General features: G+C 68.4%; 24 protein-coding genes and 3 pseudogenes. 22 read left to right on the top strand and 5 right to left on the bottom strand.

The window, feature by feature from the left end:
* Window positions 1–3: 3 nt before the first annotated feature.
* Together ACIRD8_RS01430 and ACIRD8_RS01425 are read right to left on the bottom strand one after the other, a co-directional pair.
* A pseudogene (locus tag ACIRD8_RS01430) lies at window positions 4–213 on the bottom strand (DUF6879 family protein); the annotation flags it as partial.
* A gap of 75 nt (window positions 214–288) precedes the next feature.
* On the bottom strand, window positions 289–435 hold the full coding sequence (locus ACIRD8_RS01425) for a hypothetical protein (protein WP_403984796.1): 147 nt from the start codon (window positions 433–435) through the stop codon (window positions 289–291).
* A gap of 642 nt (window positions 436–1077) precedes the next feature.
* Between ACIRD8_RS01425 and ACIRD8_RS01420 the strand changes: the two genes are divergently transcribed.
* From ACIRD8_RS01420 to ACIRD8_RS01390, 7 genes are all read left to right on the top strand, one after another.
* Window positions 1078–1401: a hypothetical protein gene (locus tag ACIRD8_RS01420; RefSeq protein WP_403984794.1), complete on the top strand. Its 324-nt coding sequence runs from the start codon at window positions 1078–1080 to the stop codon at window positions 1399–1401.
* Between the two features lie 111 nt (window positions 1402–1512).
* Window positions 1513–1743 (top strand): hypothetical protein, encoded by a 231-nt coding sequence (locus ACIRD8_RS01415; protein ID WP_403984792.1) that lies wholly within the window; start codon window positions 1513–1515, stop codon window positions 1741–1743.
* A gap of 161 nt (window positions 1744–1904) precedes the next feature.
* Window positions 1905–2375, top strand: coding sequence for a MarR family transcriptional regulator (locus tag ACIRD8_RS01410; protein WP_403984790.1), 471 nt, complete (start codon window positions 1905–1907; stop codon window positions 2373–2375).
* Window positions 2376–2460: 85 nt separating this feature from the next.
* On the top strand, window positions 2461–2874 hold the full coding sequence (locus tag ACIRD8_RS01405; protein ID WP_403984788.1) for a hypothetical protein: 414 nt from the start codon (window positions 2461–2463) through the stop codon (window positions 2872–2874).
* A gap of 84 nt (window positions 2875–2958) precedes the next feature.
* Window positions 2959–3414 carry a VOC family protein gene (locus ACIRD8_RS01400; RefSeq protein ID WP_403984786.1) on the top strand — a complete coding sequence of 152 codons (456 nt, stop codon included), beginning with the start codon at window positions 2959–2961 and terminating at the stop codon, window positions 3412–3414.
* A gap of 156 nt (window positions 3415–3570) precedes the next feature.
* Window positions 3571–4083, top strand: a complete 513-nt coding sequence (locus tag ACIRD8_RS01395; protein ID WP_403984784.1) for a hypothetical protein — start codon at window positions 3571–3573, stop codon at window positions 4081–4083.
* A gap of 122 nt (window positions 4084–4205) precedes the next feature.
* Entirely contained in the window at window positions 4206–4472 is a 267-nt protein-coding gene (locus ACIRD8_RS01390) for a DUF6959 family protein (protein WP_403984783.1), read from the top strand.
* Window positions 4473–4655: 183 nt separating this feature from the next.
* Here the strand turns inward: ACIRD8_RS01390 and ACIRD8_RS01385 are convergent, their stop codons facing one another.
* Entirely contained in the window at window positions 4656–5000 is a 345-nt protein-coding gene (locus tag ACIRD8_RS01385) for a hypothetical protein (protein ID WP_403984781.1), read from the bottom strand.
* A gap of 123 nt (window positions 5001–5123) precedes the next feature.
* Between ACIRD8_RS01385 and ACIRD8_RS01380 the strand changes: the two are divergent.
* Window positions 5124–5243, top strand: a pseudogene (locus tag ACIRD8_RS01380) (DUF3631 domain-containing protein); the annotation flags it as partial.
* Between the two features lie 426 nt (window positions 5244–5669).
* On the opposite strand, the pseudogene ACIRD8_RS01375 reads toward ACIRD8_RS01380, so the two are convergent.
* Window positions 5670–5849 (bottom strand): annotated as a pseudogene (locus ACIRD8_RS01375) (UTRA domain-containing protein); the annotation flags it as partial.
* A 326-nt stretch (window positions 5850–6175) separates the two neighbouring features.
* Window positions 6176–6994, bottom strand: a complete 819-nt coding sequence (locus tag ACIRD8_RS01370; protein ID WP_403984779.1) for a class I SAM-dependent methyltransferase — start codon at window positions 6992–6994, stop codon at window positions 6176–6178.
* A gap of 56 nt (window positions 6995–7050) precedes the next feature.
* Here ACIRD8_RS01370 and ACIRD8_RS01365 point away from each other — a divergent pair, with 56 nt between their 5' ends.
* The 14 genes from ACIRD8_RS01365 to ACIRD8_RS01300 all read left to right on the top strand — a co-directional run bounded on the left by ACIRD8_RS01365 (window position 7051) and on the right by ACIRD8_RS01300 (window position 18591).
* Window positions 7051–7767 (top strand): GntR family transcriptional regulator, encoded by a 717-nt coding sequence (locus ACIRD8_RS01365; protein WP_403984777.1) that lies wholly within the window; start codon window positions 7051–7053, stop codon window positions 7765–7767.
* Between the two features lie 610 nt (window positions 7768–8377).
* On the top strand, window positions 8378–8644 hold the full coding sequence (locus tag ACIRD8_RS01360; protein ID WP_403984775.1) for a DUF6284 family protein: 267 nt from the start codon (window positions 8378–8380) through the stop codon (window positions 8642–8644).
* Entirely contained in the window at window positions 8641–8826 is a 186-nt protein-coding gene (locus ACIRD8_RS01355; protein ID WP_403984773.1) for a hypothetical protein, read from the top strand. Before ACIRD8_RS01360 ends, ACIRD8_RS01355 begins: the two co-directional genes overlap by 4 nt.
* Window positions 8823–9683 (top strand): protein spdB, encoded by an 861-nt coding sequence (locus ACIRD8_RS01350; protein WP_403984771.1) that lies wholly within the window; start codon window positions 8823–8825, stop codon window positions 9681–9683. Before ACIRD8_RS01355 ends, ACIRD8_RS01350 begins: the two co-directional genes overlap by 4 nt.
* A complete protein-coding gene (locus ACIRD8_RS01345; protein WP_403985609.1) occupies window positions 9683–10423 on the top strand; it encodes a DNA methylase in 741 nt (246 codons plus the stop codon). Before ACIRD8_RS01350 ends, ACIRD8_RS01345 begins: the two co-directional genes overlap by 1 nt.
* Window positions 10423–10755 (top strand): RRQRL motif-containing zinc-binding protein, encoded by a 333-nt coding sequence (locus ACIRD8_RS01340; RefSeq protein WP_403984769.1) that lies wholly within the window; start codon window positions 10423–10425, stop codon window positions 10753–10755. The genes ACIRD8_RS01345 and ACIRD8_RS01340 overlap by 1 nt, the downstream gene beginning before the upstream one ends.
* A 25-nt stretch (window positions 10756–10780) precedes the next feature.
* Window positions 10781–11335: a hypothetical protein gene (locus ACIRD8_RS01335; RefSeq protein WP_403984767.1), complete on the top strand. Its 555-nt coding sequence runs from the start codon at window positions 10781–10783 to the stop codon at window positions 11333–11335.
* A gap of 63 nt (window positions 11336–11398) precedes the next feature.
* The gene (locus ACIRD8_RS01330) at window positions 11399–13516 is read left to right on the top strand and encodes an ATP-binding protein (RefSeq protein ID WP_403984765.1); all 2118 of its coding nucleotides are present in this window, start codon (window positions 11399–11401) and stop codon (window positions 13514–13516) included.
* A gap of 205 nt (window positions 13517–13721) precedes the next feature.
* Window positions 13722–14189, top strand: a complete 468-nt coding sequence (locus ACIRD8_RS01325; protein WP_403984763.1) for a hypothetical protein — start codon at window positions 13722–13724, stop codon at window positions 14187–14189.
* 305 nt (window positions 14190–14494) lie between these two features.
* Entirely contained in the window at window positions 14495–15409 is a 915-nt protein-coding gene (locus tag ACIRD8_RS01320; RefSeq protein WP_403984761.1) for a bifunctional DNA primase/polymerase, read from the top strand.
* Complete coding sequence (locus ACIRD8_RS01315; RefSeq protein WP_403984759.1) at window positions 15406–15735, top strand: hypothetical protein; 330 nt, start codon at window positions 15406–15408, stop codon at window positions 15733–15735. Before ACIRD8_RS01320 ends, ACIRD8_RS01315 begins: the two co-directional genes overlap by 4 nt.
* Window positions 15732–17138, top strand: coding sequence for a phage/plasmid primase, P4 family (locus ACIRD8_RS01310; RefSeq protein ID WP_403984757.1), 1407 nt, complete (start codon window positions 15732–15734; stop codon window positions 17136–17138). Before ACIRD8_RS01315 ends, ACIRD8_RS01310 begins: the two co-directional genes overlap by 4 nt.
* A 107-nt stretch (window positions 17139–17245) precedes the next feature.
* Complete coding sequence (locus tag ACIRD8_RS01305) at window positions 17246–17443, top strand: helix-turn-helix domain-containing protein (RefSeq protein WP_403984755.1); 198 nt, start codon at window positions 17246–17248, stop codon at window positions 17441–17443.
* Window positions 17443–18591 (top strand): tyrosine-type recombinase/integrase, encoded by a 1149-nt coding sequence (locus ACIRD8_RS01300; protein ID WP_403984753.1) that lies wholly within the window; start codon window positions 17443–17445, stop codon window positions 18589–18591. The genes ACIRD8_RS01305 and ACIRD8_RS01300 overlap by 1 nt, the downstream gene beginning before the upstream one ends.
* The last annotated feature ends 17 nt before the right edge of the window (window positions 18592–18608 follow it).

Here is an 18608-nt window from a genome sequence, read left to right as displayed (position 1 = left end):
GGGTCAGCGAATCGTGTACTCGTCGTGCGGCACGGCACGTTTCCACACCGCTTCGAACGCGTCCGCGCACAGCTTCACAGTGGCCGGGTCGTCGGTGAGTTCGGGTCCCTGCGACGAACCGTCACCAGCAAAGTGGTTCCACCGGACAAGGTGACCGTCGAACAGCCAGAAGTCGTTGCCCGGCAGCGCGATATCGAGCCCGCCAGGCCGGGGCGCGGGGCTTGACGGGGGGTGCCCCGTAATGCAGGAACGGCCCGGCCTACCTTGCCCTGCTCGGAGATCAACTCGTCACGGGCCCTCGGTGAAGCGGACGGACCACGCGTAGCCGCTCAGCGTGTCGTGCGGAACCCGCCGGACCTCTCTGACCTGGCAACTGTCGTGGGCGTACTTGAGGGCGAACCGCTCGTGGCGCTGCTCGTCGGTGAGGTCCTCCATGGACAGAGGTGCTCCGACGACGAGGTCTTCGTGAATGACTCCGTCCGTGCTGGCGCCCCCGTTCGAGCAGGCCGAGCAATGGTGCGTTTTCGGTAGGGCCATACGTTCAGTGTGCGCCTGATCCGGAGGCTCCACATTTACAGAGCGCACGGCCGCGCTGCACAGCATCTCCGGTCAGCGGTGGCTGAGGATCGAGACCCTGAGGGGTGTACGGCATGATCGAGGACGACGTATTCCCTGGGGGTGCAGTTGATTGGTCTGAGCACACAGTGATACGCGATGGCGTCCGGCTCCTGTTCCGGGACTGGGGCGGGACGGGGCAGCCCGTCGTCCTGCTGCACGGACTGGCCGACCACGTCGGCGAACGGGATCCGCTGGCTCAGCGTCTGCCCCCCTGTGCATCCCCGGGAGCGGCCACGACCTGCACCTGGACCGACCGGACGCCCTGCACCACGCGCTCTCGGACTTCCTGGCCGAGCTCACCTGACGGCGGCGTCGGCGCAACGACGGCAGTGAAGGCACGTGAAGATTGCCTGGTCCTGTCATGGCCAGGCGCTACCAGGCCCGGCGATCATGGAGGCATCTTCGAGCGGGTCGTAACTCTCGTTCCGGACCTCACCTGATCGGAAGCGGTGCAGCCCTATGGCATGGGTAGCGGCAACAGGAATGCTCATAGGTCTGCTGGCCATCGCATTGGGAATCAGCACGCTTCGGACCGGGTGGATCCTGCCCCCGGCGCGCGGCCACGTCACCAGGCCCCGGCTCTGCGGCCTCGACGCCCTGCTCACCGGCGCGTCCGTGCTTCTGCAGTGCCTCGTCCAGTTCCACATCCTGCCGGGCGTTTCCTGGGAGGTCCGCTTCTTCGGCGGAAACGCCCTCCTGCTGTCCGGACTTCTCCTTACCGCCCTCAGCCACCTGCTGCCGCTCCGCCGGAAGTCGGACCACGCCGATCCGTCAGGGATCTGAGGAGGGCCGGCGGCTGTACGGCAGGATCGAACGGTGTCCCGATCAGTAGGCCCGCACACAGCCGACCCGTGCCCTCGGTGCTTCGTCGAAGCGGTCCGTACGGGGATGCCGATGACGGTTGAGGGATGCGATGTGGTCGGCTACCGCTGCGAGCACTGCGCGCATGCGTGGACCCGGCCGGTCGAGGGTGATCTGGAGGTCTACGACATCGTCAGAGTTGATCTCCCCGACGCCACGCTCTACGGGACCGTCTGGCAGGTGGAGGACGACCGCGTCCAGGTACGCGGTTCGGGTGGCCAGTGGCTGCTCTGGGCCGAGCGCTGGCGGCTCGTCCTCTACTGACCAGCAGCCCGCGCCATGAGCTCGGGAGCCTGGATCGCCGCTTGGCCGGCCTGGTGGGCGCCTCCGAACCGACCTTGTCCTCAACCGCACTTGAGGTCGTACGGTCTCCCATGACCTGCACAGCGCGCAGGCTGAGAACCGAGCATCAGGAGGGGCATCCCATGACGACGACCCAGCAGATCTCCGACGCCGAACTCGCCGGACAGCCCGCCGCGTACTGGACCGGTGTCGCCTACGAGGCGCTCATCGCATACACCCGGGCTCAACAGGTCGCAAAGGGCTACACCCAGCCCCAGTTCTGGCTGCTGCGCAACCTGTCGGAGAACGACATCTCACCCGACGGCGAGGGGATGACCCTGCCCGACCTGAGGGAAGCCATGGCCTCGTACATCCGGCCCGAGGACGATCTGGCGGCGGAGTCCGAAGCACTCGTACAGCGTGGCTGGCTGACCCGGGACGCCGAGGACCGGCTGTGGCTCACCAAGGAGGGTGAACAGGCTCGCGTCGACCTCGCGCGCAATGCCCCCGCGATCCGCGCCGCCCTCCACGAGGGCATCGACGACACCGACTACGTCACCACGGTGAAGGTGCTCCAGCAGCTGATCCGCAACGCGGGCGGGCAGGGCGCCTGAGGCGCCCTGGTTGAGCGATGTCCGGGATGGAGCTCTGCTGTCCGAGTCCAGCCGGCGATCCGAACGAGGGTGCGATGATGCCCTCGTGGTGACAGTTGCCGAGTGGGCTCGGATTCGCAGTGGCCTGCGCTTCGGGCAGATCCTTGAGGGCACCGTCGTGAAGGTTCCTCGGCCGGGGGCAATCGGGGTCTTCGTGGACGTCGGCCTGAGTGTCGGAGGTTTCGTCGACGTCCTGTTGCTGCCGGAACGGGGTGAGGACTGGCCGACGGAAGGCACGGTCGGTGAGTTCGAGATCTGGTGGGCCGACAGCCGCCGGCAGATCCGGCTGAAGCCGGCCGATTCCCGTTATCTGCGTGACAACTTCGCAGACTTCGTCGAACGCTTCCGTCCCGGTTGGCCGTCCGACATCGGCCGTCCCGTGCGTGACCCCGGCCCTCCGTCACTTGAGGAGTTGCGAGCCACTGCTCGCTCTGATGAACCGCCGGCCGATTCCCCATGAGGTCTGGTGAGGGGGCCGACTGCCCCGACCAGGGCCTGTTGCGATCGTGGATCGTCTGTCAGACCTGCCTGAGATGCTCCGGGAATGGAGATGAGAATGCAGCTGACGATCGACTGCTCCGATCCGCAGCGCATGGTGACCTTCTGGGCGGAGGCCCTGGGCTACGTGCCTGAGCCTCCGCCGGGCGGGCACACCACGTGGCGTGCTTACTGGGCGTCGATGGGGGTGCCCCAGGCAGAGTTGCCGGCCGGCGCCGGGGACATTCCGGAGTCGATCATCGACCCCGCGGGACGGGGACCGAGGGTGTGGTTCCAGCAGGTTCCGGAGCCGAAGGTCGCCAAGAACCGGTGGCACTTCGACCTGAAGGTCGGTGGGGGCCGCGACGTCCCGCTGGACGTCCGCACTGAGCGGGTCAAGGCCACCGTGGAACGGCTGGTCACAGCTGGTGCCACCGTGCTGCGGATCAAGGATGAGCCGGACATGGGGCTCTACGCCGCCGCGATGCACGACCTCGAGGGCAACGAATTCGACGTCGTATGAGGACCGTTGCAACGACGCTGATCACAGCCACTTGTTCACGGCTGCGCCCAGCGCAACTGCCCCGTAGCGGACGGACAGTTTGACCGTGGTCACCCCACGATCCGGCAGGCGTCCGACAGGGAGGATGTACCGACCGGGGAAGCTAACTTGGTCAGCATGACGAGCCAGATCATCACGCTGATCGGCGTCCTCGCGGGTGCCTTTCTGTCCTTCGCTGCCACGCACTGGGCCGAACGGACAAAATTCCGGCAGACACTCGCCACTCGCTGGGACGAACGCAAGCTCGACGCGTACATCCAGTACATATCCTGCGTGAAGGAGGAAGTCCGGACCGCACGAAAGGCCATAGAGGCCTGCGAGCGGGGAGACGACAACACCGAAGCGCTCGCCGAGATGGAAGCGTCGGAAGCCAGGCGCTCCGTGCTTTTCGAAGGCCTCATCCTGCTGAGCAACGACGCTGCCGCCGATGCCGCCAGAGCGGTCAACGAGAGAACGTGGGATCTCCTGAGCTGGGCACGTAATCCCGGCCCTGAAATGAGCACGCGTCGGCGTGAGCTGAGCCATCTCGTCATTGAAGCGCTCAACGTGCTTCACCTCGCAGCACGAAGGGATCTTGCCATGCACAACCGTCCCCCCTCCCCGGGGCGTCGGCAGACACCTACCGCGTAGGTTCGACCGGACGACCGTCACACCGAGCCGTCCTCTGGGCGATGGCGCTGCGGACAGCAGCCCAATACGGCAGCTGTAGGCCGTCGTTGATGTCAGATGGTGATGTCAGGTTGGATGACCGCATGGAGCACATCGAAGCTGAGCTGTTCACGGACGGTGGGAACAACGCTGTGGTGCGCCTGCCACCCCGTCGGCTCCCGGGCGTCTTGATCCAGGGCGACTCTCTCTCCATCATCCGCAGCGAAGTTGCCGAAGTCATTGAGGCCTGCGACCAGGGCGACCTCACCGGGGCCCGCGAAACCGCCGACCTCCTGCTGGCCGACCTCGATGCCCTGCTGGCGCGGTACAGCGCTGCACTGGATGCCCACAAGATCCCGCGACCGTACTGATCGCCAGGGTCGGAGCTTGCCCAGCTGGTTCGCTGCTTCGCGAGCCTGGCGCTGGCCTCTGACCCATCACCGCAGCTCAGTCTGTCTGTGCGACGCGACGGCTGTCACTAGCTGCGGGCGCCGTGACATTCCCCAAGTGACTGCGGTTGAGCGCTTGTTCTGACACGTATCTGGCATGCGCGCCTAGAGCTCAACACGCTCGCTCACAACGTCGTCACCGGGTTCCCCGTAGCGCAGCACGACGTGTGCCGGCCGAAACGGAAGCATGCGCAACGCAGGCTCCATCACCCGGAACAAAGCTTCGGCATCAGGACCATAGGCGTAGATCACAACTTCTCCCCCGCCGAACTCATTGCCGTCGACCTCACCAACACCAGCGGCTGCGACCGCGGCCCCGATGGACCGCTCGGCTTCAAAGACCAATGACCTCTGGTCAGGTTCACCGAAGTCGTCGCAGCCCAGCTGGAAGCGAGCGATCACGGCATGTTCCGGAGGCTCTTCCGGCAAGTCGAAGAGTGCGTCCTGCATGGCGATACCCTCCCGCTCGGCTCTGACAGCCGGTCTCCGGCCCGGGCATCTGAGCGGGCGGCGCTGAGAGGGCCGATCCGTTCCGGGCCCGACTCCACGAAGCCGAGCCGACGTTGGAAGCCGCTGCTGTCCCTCGCGATCCTGGACCGGCTGTGCGCGCTGGACGAAGCACCGTGGGCGGATATGAGCGGCAGGCCGCTCGACTCCCGAGGTCTGGCCAAGATGCTCGGGGAGTACATGACGCTGAGATGTCCGTCCTCAGATCCTCAGGATCCAGTGTCTCGTGTGTCCAACATCAGGGGTCAAGGCCCGCCTTCTGATCCGTAGCTCCAGCCGGATCGGTCAGCTACGGCCATACCGGCCGTTACGAGGGCCCGGAGAGGCAGTGGCGGGCGGGGGCGGTTGCTGTGGTTGCGGCACGCCGCTGCTGTACCGCAGCGTTGAAGTGCCCTCCTTTGGGCAAGCCTGCCTGAAGGCTGACGCATCGGTTCGCTTGTCAGTGCGGACAGCTAGGGTCGGTGTCGCGCGGTCGGCGGCGAGGTATCCAGCTCTGAAGTGCAGCTGCATCCCTGACTCTGCCTGGGGGCGGTCCGGTATCCAACCCGTGGCCCAACCGACGATCAGGCCCTGTTGATGGCCAAGGAGAGACCTGTCTGCGTCGGCCGCGCACACAATCTCGCAGTGCGCTGCGGGCACCACGATGTCCGCTGTCTCCACGGGCCGGCCCTGGTCGCTGTAGTACGTCCGCCGGATGTGCGTCACGAGTGCGGCTTTCTGGATGCCGAGTAGCGATGCCTCCTCGGCGGTCGCCTGTCGCGGCTCCGGCTGCTCCACGGCATGGCTGACAGTGTGCTGCGAGGCCGATCAGCGAGCATCGGCTCAGTCCCCGGGGAACAGGTCGATGTCACCGACGACGCATCCGGCACCTGACCGGCACGACGCCTCTCCACAGCCCCGCGACTGAGAAACGAACAAGGCCCAGGCTCCCGGTTCGCTACCGGTGACCTGGGCCTTCGTCGTGTGTCCTGCTGGTGGGCGCGGACGGTTTCGAACCGCCGACATCTGCTTTGTAAGTTCGCCCGGGAGCCCTTACGAGCTTGGCCAACGCGGCTTCTGTCGCGCTGCGCTGTGCGTGGAAGTGCTGCCCGGTGCAGTGGTGTGCGCCCACGTTGCCGTCACTGCTTGCCGTCAGGCGCCCTGCCGACGGCAAGCAGGTGAGAGCTGGCAGCGAGCAGCTCCGGGTACGGCTCTGCCATCCGCGCCGCCGCCATGGCAGAGGCAATCAGGTCATCCGTCGGCCCCTCGCCCGGCTGCTGTTCAGCAGCCTTCACGAGAGACCACGCCGGCCCCTCGATTCCGAAGACCTGAACATCCTGGAGACCTGCGGCAACCAGTTCCGCCACGAGCTCTTCGGCTCGATGGAAGTACGACAGGGTGAATCCCCGCACGCCGTCGTAGACAGCCGTTTCCAGAATCTTGGAGACGGACGCGTGAATGCGTTCGGTGTGGAGGTGGGCGTACGTGACGTGCTCGAAGAGCGACGCATAGCGGTTGATCGCGGCGGCGGCGACCAGTCCGCCGGGTTTGGCGACACGGGAAGCTTCCGCTAGCGCCTGTTGCCTGTCGGCGGGGTCGGGCAGGTGGTAGAGCGGCCCGAGGAGCTGCACGACGTCGAAGCTGTCGTCTGGCTCGACCAGGGCGCGCGCGTCCCCTACGGCCGCTGGGCACACCGCCGACGCAGCCTCAACGTGACGGGGCACCGGGTCCACCAGAGCGACGTCGTAGCCGTCCTTCACCAGCCACTCAGCGTGAATCCCGGTCCCCCCGCCCACGTCGAGCACACGCGCCGGCGCGGGGGGCAGGAAGCGCCGGAGGAGTTCTTGAGTCCTGGCCAGTTCCATCCGACCGTCTGCCGAGCTGCGCAGGCGACTGTCCTCGTTGACCGTCTCGCCATAGAACCGCATCACGGAGGGAGCCAATTCGAGATTCGACATGGTCGCAGTATCGTGTGTACCGGTGGACCAGTCCAGCGCAGGAATTAGGGGAAACCATGGCAGTCCTGAAGTACGAAGAGATCGCAGAGTTCCTGCGCGCCCGCATCGCCGCCGGTGACCCCGGTCCGGGGGAGACGATCCCGTCGGGCCGCGAGCTGGCCGAGCAGTGGGATGTGTCACGGGCAACCGCCATCAAGGCCGTCGACGTGCTGCGGGCTGACGGCGTAGTCGTGGCCAAGCAGGGAACCGGGTTCGTCGTCACGGAAACGCCCGTGGCACGCCCTGCCGGCGCTCGCCGCGCGGGGTCGGCTCGCATCCTGGGCGGCATGCCGTTCCTGCGCATCGGTACGCCTGACTGGGCGGAACCCCCCACCCACGTCGCCGCCGCCCTCCGCCTCTCCCCCGGGGCTAAGGCGCTTCGGCGTGTTCGAGTCCTCCAGCTCCCGGACGGAACCCCGAATAGCTGCGTTGAGGCGTGGTTCCCCCCGGATGTCGCGGAGGTGGCACCACGCCTTGCCGACACCAACCCGATCGCCGAAGGCACAACGCGGTACGTCCGGCGCCAGACTGGGCGAGGCCCTGCCGAAGGTGTAGACGTCACCACCGTGCGGCTTGCGTCGGAGACGGAGGCAGACCGCTTGAAGGTGCCGCAGGGGGCACCGGTGGCTGTGCTTCTGCACACGGCGTATGACGAACAGGGAGAGCCGCTGGTCTGCGAGGAGGGCGTAACACCGTCGTCGTTCTTCGAGCAGGTGGACACCTACGCCATGTAGACGCGCCGCGAGACACAGAGACGGCTGGACCGGTCCACCGGTTCAGCTTTTTTTGTTGCCTCAAAAGCACTCTCCACCTGGTCTTTTCATCTCGACGACGCGACGGCGTACGGATTCAACGCTTGACTGGACCGGTCCACCGGTCCAGTCTCTTGGTGTGGCCATCGCCCGATCCGGAATCTCCGGAGTGGGCCGATTCCGTCACGCCAAAACTCAACAGCGTGATCCACCGCGTCAGTACAGCCGTGACCACACCGGCCGGGGTGAGTGGAGACCAGCCGATCGAGAACCGGCCCCCTTCACACCGGGGCCCACACCCCCCTGACCGGGGAACGCCATCGGCTCTAAGAACCGCACGGCACACCTTCGAAACTGCGACGACTTCCGGGATATCGGACCTCCCCGGAACGAGCAGCGCCGCGCGACATCAGGAGAACCGAAGCACCAGCGCTCACGGTGCCCGGCATTCGGGCCTGCCTCTTCGGCGGGCTGCGGTGCCGGGACGCCGTGGTCGCTCGTAGCCCACGAACGACCCAGACGGCGCGAGGCCCCGGTGCGGACACACCGGGGCCTCTCTATGGGCCGTCCCACCGTGAGGAGAAAACGACCCATGAAGACCATCGTTGCACTTCAGCCCCTTGTTACGGCCGCCTCGCTCGACTTCGAGCCGTCGGCCGCCGAGCTGGACGCGATCGACCGGGAGATGCCGCTCATCCGGGCGGAGGTCGCCCTGCTGGACGCGCAGATCATGACCATCGACCGGCCGGCGAACGAGCTGGACACCCGCCGGGTTCGCCGGGCCCGTCACCGGGTCCTGGCCGCGCGCCGCGACCTGACCAACCGCGCCGGCACGGTGCAGCCGGGCGGTGCGGCATGAGTGACCGCTCCTTCCCCCTCAGTCCGCAGCCTGAGGACGATGCCCGGTTCACCCGGGGCCTGTCCATCGACGTGGCGGACGTGCTCGTTCGGCACGGCTACCCCGAGCCCACCGGTCTGGACTGGGTGGAGTTGCAGCTCGCTCTCTTCCGGTTCCTCTACGAAACGGGCGGTGCTGCGTGAACGCCAAGACCGTACTGCCCGCCGTCGGCATGACCGCGGTCTCCATGGTCCTGACTTTGGCCGTGGTGGTGATGTGGCTGGGCACGGCGATGCCGTGGCCGGTCGCGTTGGTCGTCGGTCTCGGGATCGACGGCGGATGGCTCGCCACCCTCGCCTACGAACGCCGCCTGGCCGCGCAGGGTGACCACTCCACCCCGGTCGCCGTCGTCGGCTGGTCCTTCGGCCTGATCGCGACCGGTGTCCTGATCGCCCACGCCCTCACCGAAGAGTCTTCCGGTGCGTGGCTGGCCGTCGCGTGGCTGCCGATCGCAGCCAAAGCTCTGTGGCTGGTTCACGGTCTGTGGGAGCGGACCGCGCTCACCGGTGAAGCCCTGGACGCGATCCGGGGGATCCAGCAGGAAGCCCGCGACGAAGCCGCCGTGGCCCGCGCCCGCCTGCGGGCCGAAGCAGCCACGGAGGAGACAAGGTTGACGGCCGTGACGCAGGCCGGTGCCCGCGTCGCACACGTACAGGCCCGTACCGCCGACACCCTCTCCAAGGCGTGGTCGACGCTGGAGACGGCGCGGGAGGGTGAGGACACCGGACGGGCGCTGACCAGCGTGACGAGCCGCGTCACGCCCGGCGTCACACCCCACTGGGAGCTCCCCATCTGGGGCCCCACCGAACCGGTGTCCGCGTTCGCCCTGGAGTCTGCGGGCGCGCTCACCGATGAGGCGCTGGACGCGGTCGTCGACCGGATCCGGCACAGCGAGACTCCGGCCCTGTCCTACCGGGAGATGGCCGCCCGCTTCCGCACCGCCGGGCACTCCGCGTCCGAGGTCCGGTTGCGGGCCGCGTGGAAGCGCGTGGCCGCGTGATGCGCCGGCCACGGGTGCTCGATCTGTTCTGCTGCGCGGGTGGCGCGTCGATGGGGTACTACCGGGCCGGGTTCGACGTGGTCGGTGTCGACATCGTCCCCCGACCCGCCTACCCGTTCCGCTTCGTCCAGGGCGACGCCCTGGATGCGGCCCGGGAGATGTGCCAGGAATTCGACCTGGTCCACTACTCGCCCCCGTGTCAGGCGTCGTGCGCGTTGACGAAGGGGACCAACCGAGGCCGCCGTACCCACCTGGACCTGATTCCGCAGGTGCGGGAGGTCTGTGAGTGGTACGGCGTCCCGTACGTCATCGAGAACGTCCAGGGCGCCAAGCTCCGCAAGGATCTGCTGCTGTGCGGGGAGATGTTCGGGCTGTCGGTGCTCCGGCATCGGTACTTCGAACTCGGGCCGTACTGGACCCCTCGCCCGGCCCCGCACAAGCCGCACCGTGGTCCGGTGCGGGGCTGGCGCCACGGGGTGTGGCGTGACGGCCCGTACATCGCCGCGTACGGCAAGGGCGGTGGCAAGGGCAGCGTCACCGAGATGCAGCAGGCCATGGGCATCACCTGGACTGACGTGCACGAGGAACTCACCGAGGCGATCCCACCCGCCTACACCGAGCACATCGGCCGCGACTTCATCGCGGACAACTGGGGACCGCCCACGGTGCCCGTCGACATCCGGCTCCTCCAGTTCGCCCGCCCCGCGCCCCACCCCAGCGAACTGGAGGTGGCCGCGTAATGGCCGCCATCCACGTCTACCGGTGGCGCCTGGCCCCGGATGGGCTGGCCACCCGCCGTCAGCTCCGTGCGATGGGGCTGCGGCCCGGCGGGCAGGAGGTGGCCGCGCAGCTCGAACGCCCCCGGCGCCGGCGGGGCCCGCTGGTCGCCTACCTCTACCGCATCGACCAGGCAAAGCCCGTACGGCCGATGACGCCCGCCCGCATGGCCGCCCTGGAAGCGGCCATGCGGGCCCGGCGGACCTGCCCCAACTGCCGTCGCGATGCCGGGTACTGCATCCCGCGCTCGCTCGGCATGTGCGTGCCCTGCTCGGACCTTGAGACTGCCGCCTGAGCTGCGGCAACGAGACGGAGTTGTAGTGAAGCTGGACGTCAGCACACACAAGCTCTTCGGCTACGGATCCACCCTGCGCACCGCCAAGCGCCTGAGCGAACAGGCCGTCAGGGTCGTGGGCCGGTCGGTGGCCGGGCGGATGCCCGACGTGAAGGTCGTCCTCACCGGTGAGCGGAACCTCGCCGAGGTGACCACGGCTGCCGAGTGCGAGACCGCCGGGTGCACCGACAAGCGGGTCCAGGCCCGTGCCCTGCGGTCCGCGAAGCGGTACGCCCGGGACATTGCCGGGCGGTCCATCCCGCTCGCCGACGGCGGGGTGCTGGTCGTCATCAACGTCGACCAGCACCCCAACGAAGCCGTCTTCGCGATCACGCTCGTGCACGAGCTGGTCCACGCCATGCAGACCAGCCGTAAGGGCGTCCGCGACCGGCTGATCGCAGGCATGCGCCACGACCTTGGTGTCGAGCGTCTGTCGCGCCGCCAGAGCCGTGAGCTGGACCGGCTGTTGGAGGCCGACGAGAAGGAGGCGTACGGCTCCGAGTACCTCGCCGGTCGCCTCGTTCCCGCCGCCGCAGCCTGACCCCACCCCCACACCTTCCGCCTTCCTCGCCCCAAGGTAGGGGCAGTCAGGAGTCGTTCCGTCATGAGCGACAACGTCGTTCCCCTCTTCGAGAAGACCACCCCCGCCCCCATAGAGCCCTCGGACGTCCTCACGGCTGCTGTAGCAGTCCCGGCCGCCGTGACGGCGCCTGTGCCCCTGTGGGTGCGTTCCGGGCGGGCTATCCGCACGTTGGCCACCCACGACACCACCACGACCGTGTGCCGCGCGGCGGCCCGCCACGGCCTCTACGTCGTGGGCGGAACCAGGATCGTGGCCCGCCGCACGTGGGAGAGCCGCACCGCCTCCCGCTACGAACGTCTCCTGCGCGCGGCGGAAGCCGCGGGCAACATGGAGGCCGCCGCCGAGTGGGAAGAGCGCGGGCAGCGCTTCCGCCAGGAGCGCCACCGGCGCCGCATGGACCTGCTCACCGCCCCCATGGACGCCGCAAAGGGCATCGCCGCCGGGGCTGGGATCGGGGCGGGCGGTCTCTTGCTGCTGGGCATCATGCTCGCCGTCGGCACCAAGGACTGGACCAACATCGGCGCCCCCACGATGGCGCTGATCGAGCTGGTCCGCTGGATCGTCTTCATCATCACCGTGACCTGGGGGCCCCTGATCACGATCGGCCCGTGGGCCGTCCTGCTCGGACTGTGGGCCGTCGGCAAGAACCAGCAGGCCGCACCCCAATGGGCCCTGCCCGCCAACATCCGGTCCGGGGAGGGGGAGCCGATCACCCCGTCCATCGTCGTCCTAGCCCTGCGCAACCTCGGCATCGCCCCGTTACGCAACGCCATCAAGGAGATGGGCGACGCCGGCGCGAGCATGCTGGGCCCGATCCGCATCGCCGGATGTGGTGTCGAGGTGGACGTCACGCTGCCGTCCGGGGTCTCCACCAACGAGGTGCAGAACAAGCGGCGGAAGCTTGCCGAGAACCTGGCCCGGCATGAGCACGAGGTGTTCATCACCATCCCGCAGGCCGCCCGCACCGTCCGGCTCTGGGTCGCGGACAGTGGCGCGCTGGACGAGCCGATCGGCCCGTCCCCGCTGACCACCGACCAGGACCTCACCGCGAACTACAAGACTGGCAAGGCACCGTGGGGCCAGGACCTGCGCGGCGACGCGGCGGCCCTGAGCCTCTACCAGCGCCACCTCCTGATCACCGGCCTGTCCAACCAGGGCAAGACCGCAGCCCTGCGCGCCCTCGCGCTGTGGCTCGCGCTCGACAAGACGGTGGAGTTCCGCATCGCCGACCTCAAGGGCGCCGGGGACTGGGCCATGTTCGACGGCCTGGCCACCGTGCTCATTCAGGGCCCGACCGACGGCCACGTCGTCGAAGCGACCGAGATGCTCGAAGACGGCGTGTCCGAGATGGAACGCCGGTTGCAGGCCCCGCCCGGGACCGTGTTCCCGCCGCTCGTGCTGCTGGTCGACGAAGCGCAGGTGGCATTCATGTGCCCGACCGTGGACGAGAAGAAGCGCCCCTACGGCGGGTCCAAGGCGACCTCCCGGTACTTCATGGCCTCGCGGAAGATTCACAACCAGGGCCGGGCGGTCAACGTCACGTTGTGGCAGGGCACGCAGGACCCGACCGACCAGAACCTTCCCAAGCTGGTCCGCGAGGGCGCCCACACCCGCGCGTCCCTCGCGCTCGGCACCGAGTCGCAGGCCCGCATGGCCCTCGGTGACAAGGCCGTCGACGGTGGCGCCGCACCCAACCTGCTCCGCCCGGGGCTCGACAAGGGCACGCTCGTCGTCGCTTCCGACGGCATCGCGATCCCGGCCGGCCAGGCGTCCATCACCGTGCGGACCCACTTCATCGACACCGACGAAGCCGCCCTCATCACCGCCCGCGCCAAGGCGATGCGCGACGGGGTCACCACGCTGCACGTCATCGAGCGCGACGAGGAGCGGGACCCGCTCGCGGACATCGCGGCCGTCATCGGCGACACGAAGCGCGTCCTCACCCAGGACGTGCTGCAGCGCCTCGCCGTGCTGTCCGAGGACGCCTACGGCGACTGGACGCACGCCGACCTCAAGCGCGTCCTGGACGGCACCGCCGCCGAGCCCTACAAGTCCGACGGCCGGATGGTCGTCGGCCGCGAGCGCATCGCCCGCGCCCTCGCCAACCGGGACGCCGACGGTTCCGCTTCCGCTTCCTGATCACAGGAAGCCAGCCCGGGGCGGGTCAGGGAGGGAGGGAGAACTCCCTAACCGCCTCCCTGACCCGCCTCCCTGGACTTGACCTGCGCAAATGATGTTCAGGGAGTCAGGGAGTCGCCCAGCTCAACACCCCCGCACCCCCTTCACAGCACTCCCGGCAGGGGGTGCTTCCGCCTCCCTGACCGTGTAGAGGAAGGGATTCCGCATGTTCCCCGAGAACACCAGCCACCGGCCCGCCGAGCAGGCCGTGACCATCCACCAGCCCACCCCGATCACGCCCTACCCGGCCGCCCCGGCCGCCCCGGTCGTCCCGGTACAGCCCGGACCGGTCCCGGCCGTGACATCGATCGTGCTGCCGGACGGGCGGGTCATCACCGGCTACGCCATCGACCACAGCCAGCCCGAGCCGGTCACGGCCAAGCCGCTCGTGTCGCGTACGGCGGTGAACATCGCGATCGGTGGAATCGGGTTCGCCGCGGTCTGTGGCGGGCTGGTCCTGCTGACCACGTTCATCGCCGCACTCGCCGCCCTGGTCCAGCAGCTCATCATCCTGGCCGCCGTCATCTTCGGCGGCTTCATCGCCGTACAGGTCCTCACCACCGGAGGAGAGCGCGGCGCCACGACGGTGAATATCCGCAAGGCCGTGATCAAGCGCAACCACTTCCACGGCTGACCACCTCCGAGGAACGGCGCCCCCTCCCGCCTCGCACCACGACCGGTCAGGAAGGGCCGAGATGAGCGACAGCCGAGGAAAGCACAACAGGCCCACCAGCAGCAGCCCCGCGATGCCGTGCGGTTCGGGGCCCGGCCGCTGGAACACCGAGAGCGGCAGCCGACCCTCCACCACGACCACCCACACCCCGAGCCGCCCGCGCGGCCCGAAGACTTCATGACCGACGGGCGGCCCCCGTCTCACGCCAATGAACCTGGGGCCGCCGTCGTCCAGCCGTCCTCATCAGAGAACTGGAGACACCCAGCATGACCCAACCTGCCCCGATCCGGCGAGTACCGGGCCACCCGATCCCGTTACTCCTGACCGCTCTCCACCTCGCGGCGGCCGGCGTTCCCGTACTGCCCCTGCGGGCGGGAAAGCTCCCGTTCGGCAACTGCATTCGGTGCACCGGCAACGCCTGCGGCGGACGCCCCAACATGAAGAGCGCCGGACACTGCTCATGCCCCGATGCCTGCCACGGCTGGGCAGCCGCCACCACCGACACCGCCACCCTCACCTCCCCCGAGTGGACGCGGACGTGGGAGCAGGCTCATGCCATCGCCTACCACCCCGGCGGGGCCGGACTGACCGTCGTGGACCTCGACAACGCCGACGCCACCGCATGGGCCAGGCAGAGCCTGCCCGCCACCCGGACAGTGCCCACCACCCGTGGGGAGCACTGGGTCTACCTCGGTGCCATGCGGTCCGCGAACGCGGTACGGCCCGGCGTCGACATCAAGTCGCTCATGCAGTACGCGCGTTGGCTCGGGCCCGGCAGCGGCACCATGACCCGCCTGCCGTCGGCCGTCCGCGTTTTGATGGAGAGGGAAGAGACCACCCCCGCCCGGGGCGAGGTGGTCTCTTCTGTCGTCCGGCGAGCCGAGTGGGACCGCAGCGTGGCCACCGGCTGCCGCCACACCGCCCGCTACGTCCGCACCGGCCTGGAACGCGGCCTGGCCCTGATCCGGGCCCGCACCGAATCCGGCGCAGGGTCGCAGACGTTCGGCGTTGCCCAGTTCCTCGCCAAGCAGCACACCGGCTGCCCCGGGCCTTGCGCCCTGGACGTCCTCGGAGAGCAGCTCATCGCCACCGCCGTCTCCGTCGGTGTCCCCGAGCCGTACGCGGCCAGGGCCGTCACCAACGGCCTGTACGGCCCGCAGGCCGTGGGGCGGGTCTCGTGACCGCCCACGACCCGCGCGGCGCCGTACAGGCATCGCTGCGGACGGCCGTGGGCGCGAAAGACGTCGCCCGTCAGGGCGTCCTTACTGCTGTTCGCCCTGACCCGCGCACGGTCACCGTGACCGGCATCCAGCCCGGTCTGAGCCTGCATGGCCTGGACCGGTACGAGATCCCCGTAGCGGACTGGCTCTGTGCCTGCGGGCACTTCGAGCGAGCCCGCGGCCGCAAGGCCGTCACCGAACTGACCACCCGCGTGCGCGTCGGCCAGTGCCCACACACCGCTACTACCACCGCCTCGCTTCGTGCCGAGAGGAGGCGCGCCGCATGAGCCCGACCGAGGAACTGCCGCCGCCGTCCCACCCCATGGCCGTCGCCCGACGTCTGCTGCCCGACTGGCAGACCGAGGACGGCAAGCTCGTCTGCCGCCGGTGGCGCGCCTCATGGATGCGCTGGACCGGCACGTGCTGGCGCGAGATCGACGAAGCCCAAGTACGCAAGGGCATGTACGAGCGCCTTGAGCACGCCGTCTTCCGAGTACCTGGCAAGGAGGGTGCGACCGAGGAACGGGACTGGGCGCCCACGAAACCGAAGATCAGCAACCTGCTGGACGCCCTCGGAGCGGTCACCCTGCTGCCCACCGACACCGACGTCCCCGCATGGCTCGACGGTGCCGAGGTGAGCGAGCCGGACGACGGTCCGATCGTGGCGTGCGCGAACGGCCTGCTCAGGATCCGGGACCGCGCCCTGCGAGCCCACACACCCGGCTTCTTCAACCTCGTGTCCGTCCCCTTCGACTACGACCCGGACGCCACCGCACCCACATGGGAACGCTTCCTGTCCCAGGTCTGGCCCGACGATCCCGACGCCATCACCGCACTCCAGGAATGGTTCGGCTACGTCCTGTCCGGCCGCACCGATCTCCAGAAGATCCTGCTCATGGTCGGCCCCTCCCGCTCAGGAAAGGGCACCATCGCGCGAGTCCTCAAGGCGCTGGTCGGCAAGGAGAACCTCGCCGGGCCGACGCTGGCCGGACTGGGCACGAACTTCGGCCTGGCCACCCTGGTCGGCAAGTCGCTGGCGATCATCTCCGACGCCCGACTCTCCGGCAACGACAACAGCCAGGTCGTGGAACGGCTGCTGACCATCTCCGGCGACGACACCATCGACGTGGACCGCAAGTACCGCGAGCAGTGGACCGGCAAGCTGCCCTCCCGGCTGATGATCCTGTCCAACGAACTGCCGCACTTCGGCGACTCCTCCGGCGTCATCGCCAACCGGTTCGTCCTGCTCAGCATGCGCGTGTCCTGGCTGGGCAAGGAAGACCCCACCCTCACCGACCGCCTCACCGCGGAGATGCCCGGCATCCTCAACTGGGCGCTGGACGGCCTCGCCCGACTCCAGCAGACGCGCCGGATCACGGAACCGGTGTCCAGCCGCGACGCGGTCACCACCATGCGCGACACTGCCTCCCCCACTTCCGCGTTCGTCCGCGAACGCTGCACCACCGGGCCCGCGTGCACCGTCCCCGTCGACGACCTGTGGACCGTCTGGCGCGAGTGGGCCGAGGACAACGGCGTACGCGCCGGCACGAAGCAAGTCTTCGGCCGCAACCTCCTCTCCCTCATCCCCCAGCTCAACCGGACCCGCCCCCGCGCCCCGTCCGGCGAGCAGGTGGCCACATACAACGGGATCACCCTCCGCACGTCCGAATCACATTCGGCTGAGTCGTGACTCATCGCGACTCAAGCCCCCTCCGACCCGCCTTGAGTCGCGATGAGTCGCGACTCAACGCAATGTGGCCCGACTCTCCCGCAGCCCGGACGAAACGAGGAGCCCCGGTGTCCAACTCTCTGTCCGGCACCCCCGAGGCATTGACGGTCCCCGAAGTCATGCGCGCGCTGCGTCTCAGCCGCTTCAAGGTCTACGACCTCATCCGTTCGCGCGAACTCGCCAGCATCAAGATCGGGCGCTGCCGCAGGGTGCCCGCCGACGCTCTCCGCACCTTCATTGAGCACCAGTTGAAAGAGGCTGCCTAATGGCACGCAAGAGGAATCCGAACGGCGCCGGCAGCATCTGGCAGCGCAAAGACGGCCGTTACGAGGCGCGCGTCTACGTCCCCCAGCCGGACGGCACGCGCAAGCGCAAGACCGTCTACGGCAGCACCTGGGACGAGTGCGACACCAAGCGGCAGGAGCTGGTCCTACGTGACCGGCAAGGCGTCCCGACGCCCACCCGCTCCGCCAAGCTCTCTGAGTGGCTGCCCTACTGGCTGGAGGAGTTCGTCAGGGACGACCGCAAAAAGACGACGTACGCCAAGTACGAGACGCACGTGCGCCGCTACCTGGTCCCGCACATCGGCTCCAAACGCCTGGAGACCCTTGGGGCCGCCGACGTGCGCCGCATGCTCACAGCCGTGACGGCACAGGCGTCGGCTGCGACAGCCAAGGAGTCTCACCGCGTTCTCCGCAGCGCTCTTACGGCCGCATGCCGGGAGGAGCTGATCACCAGAAACGTGGTCATGCTCGTTCCGGCCCCTCGTGTTCAGTCACGAGAGCTGAAGCCGTGGGATCTGGAGGAGACGACGACATTCCTGGAGGCTGCAAGGAAGGATCCGCTGTACGCGGCCTTCGTTCTCGCCGTGGCTTTGGGGCTACGGCGGGGGGAGGTCCTCGGACTCCGCTGGTCAGACATCGACCTGGAACGCCGCACGCTCACCGTGCGGAATCAGATCCAGCGGGTGCAGAAGGAGCTGTATGCGGACTCCACGAAGAACCGCCGCACGCGCGCCATCCCCGTACCGCTCATGTGCGTGGCACCGCTGCGCTGGCAGCGTCTCCGTCAAGCCACGCAGCGCCACGACGCGGGGCAGGCCTGGCATGACAGCGACTACGTGTTCACGACCAGGACCGGGCGAACGATCGAGCCGAGGAACCTCAGCCGGTCGTTCGAGCGCATCACGGAGGACGCGGGGCTCCGTCGCATTCGCCTGCATGACGCTCGGCACGGATGCGCCACGCTCCTGTTCGCCGCTGGTGTGCCGGCGCGCGTCGTGATGGAGATTCTGGGCCACTCCCAGATCGCCGTCACGATGAACATCTACACCCACGTGTCAGATGACAACAGGCGGGAGGCCATGGAGAACATGGACCGGCTCCTACGACGGCCAGCCCGACGCCCTCTCTGAACCTTGCCGTGTCCGCC

Source organism: Streptomyces sp. NPDC102451 (assembly GCF_044765485.1).
Taxonomy (GTDB): Bacteria; Actinomycetota; Actinomycetes; order Streptomycetales; family Streptomycetaceae; genus Streptomyces.
The sequence above is the reverse complement of the archived record's forward strand: the minus strand, read 5'-3'. Positions and strand labels throughout refer to the sequence as shown.

Excerpts from the sequence above, each read along its gene's own strand:
- ACIRD8_RS01425 (WP_403984796.1), bottom strand. The coding sequence starts at position 435 with ATGGAGGACCTCACCGACGAGCAGCGCCACGAGCGGTTCGCCCTCAAG.
- ACIRD8_RS01420 (WP_403984794.1), top strand. The coding sequence starts at position 1,078 with ATGGCATGGGTAGCGGCAACAGGAATGCTCATAGGTCTGCTGGCCATC.
- ACIRD8_RS01415 (WP_403984792.1), top strand. The coding sequence starts at position 1,513 with ATGACGGTTGAGGGATGCGATGTGGTCGGCTACCGCTGCGAGCACTGC.
- ACIRD8_RS01410 (WP_403984790.1), top strand. The coding sequence starts at position 1,905 with ATGACGACGACCCAGCAGATCTCCGACGCCGAACTCGCCGGACAGCCC.
- ACIRD8_RS01400 (WP_403984786.1), top strand. The coding sequence starts at position 2,959 with ATGGAGATGAGAATGCAGCTGACGATCGACTGCTCCGATCCGCAGCGC.
- ACIRD8_RS01395 (WP_403984784.1), top strand. The coding sequence starts at position 3,571 with ATGACGAGCCAGATCATCACGCTGATCGGCGTCCTCGCGGGTGCCTTT.
- ACIRD8_RS01390 (WP_403984783.1), top strand. The coding sequence starts at position 4,206 with ATGGAGCACATCGAAGCTGAGCTGTTCACGGACGGTGGGAACAACGCT.
- ACIRD8_RS01385 (WP_403984781.1), bottom strand. The coding sequence starts at position 5,000 with ATGCAGGACGCACTCTTCGACTTGCCGGAAGAGCCTCCGGAACATGCC.
- ACIRD8_RS01370 (WP_403984779.1), bottom strand. The coding sequence starts at position 6,994 with ATGTCGAATCTCGAATTGGCTCCCTCCGTGATGCGGTTCTATGGCGAG.
- ACIRD8_RS01365 (WP_403984777.1), top strand. The coding sequence starts at position 7,051 with ATGGCAGTCCTGAAGTACGAAGAGATCGCAGAGTTCCTGCGCGCCCGC.
- ACIRD8_RS01360 (WP_403984775.1), top strand. The coding sequence starts at position 8,378 with ATGAAGACCATCGTTGCACTTCAGCCCCTTGTTACGGCCGCCTCGCTC.
- ACIRD8_RS01355 (WP_403984773.1), top strand. The coding sequence starts at position 8,641 with ATGAGTGACCGCTCCTTCCCCCTCAGTCCGCAGCCTGAGGACGATGCC.
- ACIRD8_RS01345 (WP_403985609.1), top strand. The coding sequence starts at position 9,683 with ATGCGCCGGCCACGGGTGCTCGATCTGTTCTGCTGCGCGGGTGGCGCG.
- ACIRD8_RS01340 (WP_403984769.1), top strand. The coding sequence starts at position 10,423 with ATGGCCGCCATCCACGTCTACCGGTGGCGCCTGGCCCCGGATGGGCTG.
- ACIRD8_RS01330 (WP_403984765.1), top strand. The coding sequence starts at position 11,399 with ATGAGCGACAACGTCGTTCCCCTCTTCGAGAAGACCACCCCCGCCCCC.
- ACIRD8_RS01325 (WP_403984763.1), top strand. The coding sequence starts at position 13,722 with ATGTTCCCCGAGAACACCAGCCACCGGCCCGCCGAGCAGGCCGTGACC.
- ACIRD8_RS01320 (WP_403984761.1), top strand. The coding sequence starts at position 14,495 with ATGACCCAACCTGCCCCGATCCGGCGAGTACCGGGCCACCCGATCCCG.
- ACIRD8_RS01310 (WP_403984757.1), top strand. The coding sequence starts at position 15,732 with ATGAGCCCGACCGAGGAACTGCCGCCGCCGTCCCACCCCATGGCCGTC.
- ACIRD8_RS01300 (WP_403984753.1), top strand. The coding sequence starts at position 17,443 with ATGGCACGCAAGAGGAATCCGAACGGCGCCGGCAGCATCTGGCAGCGC.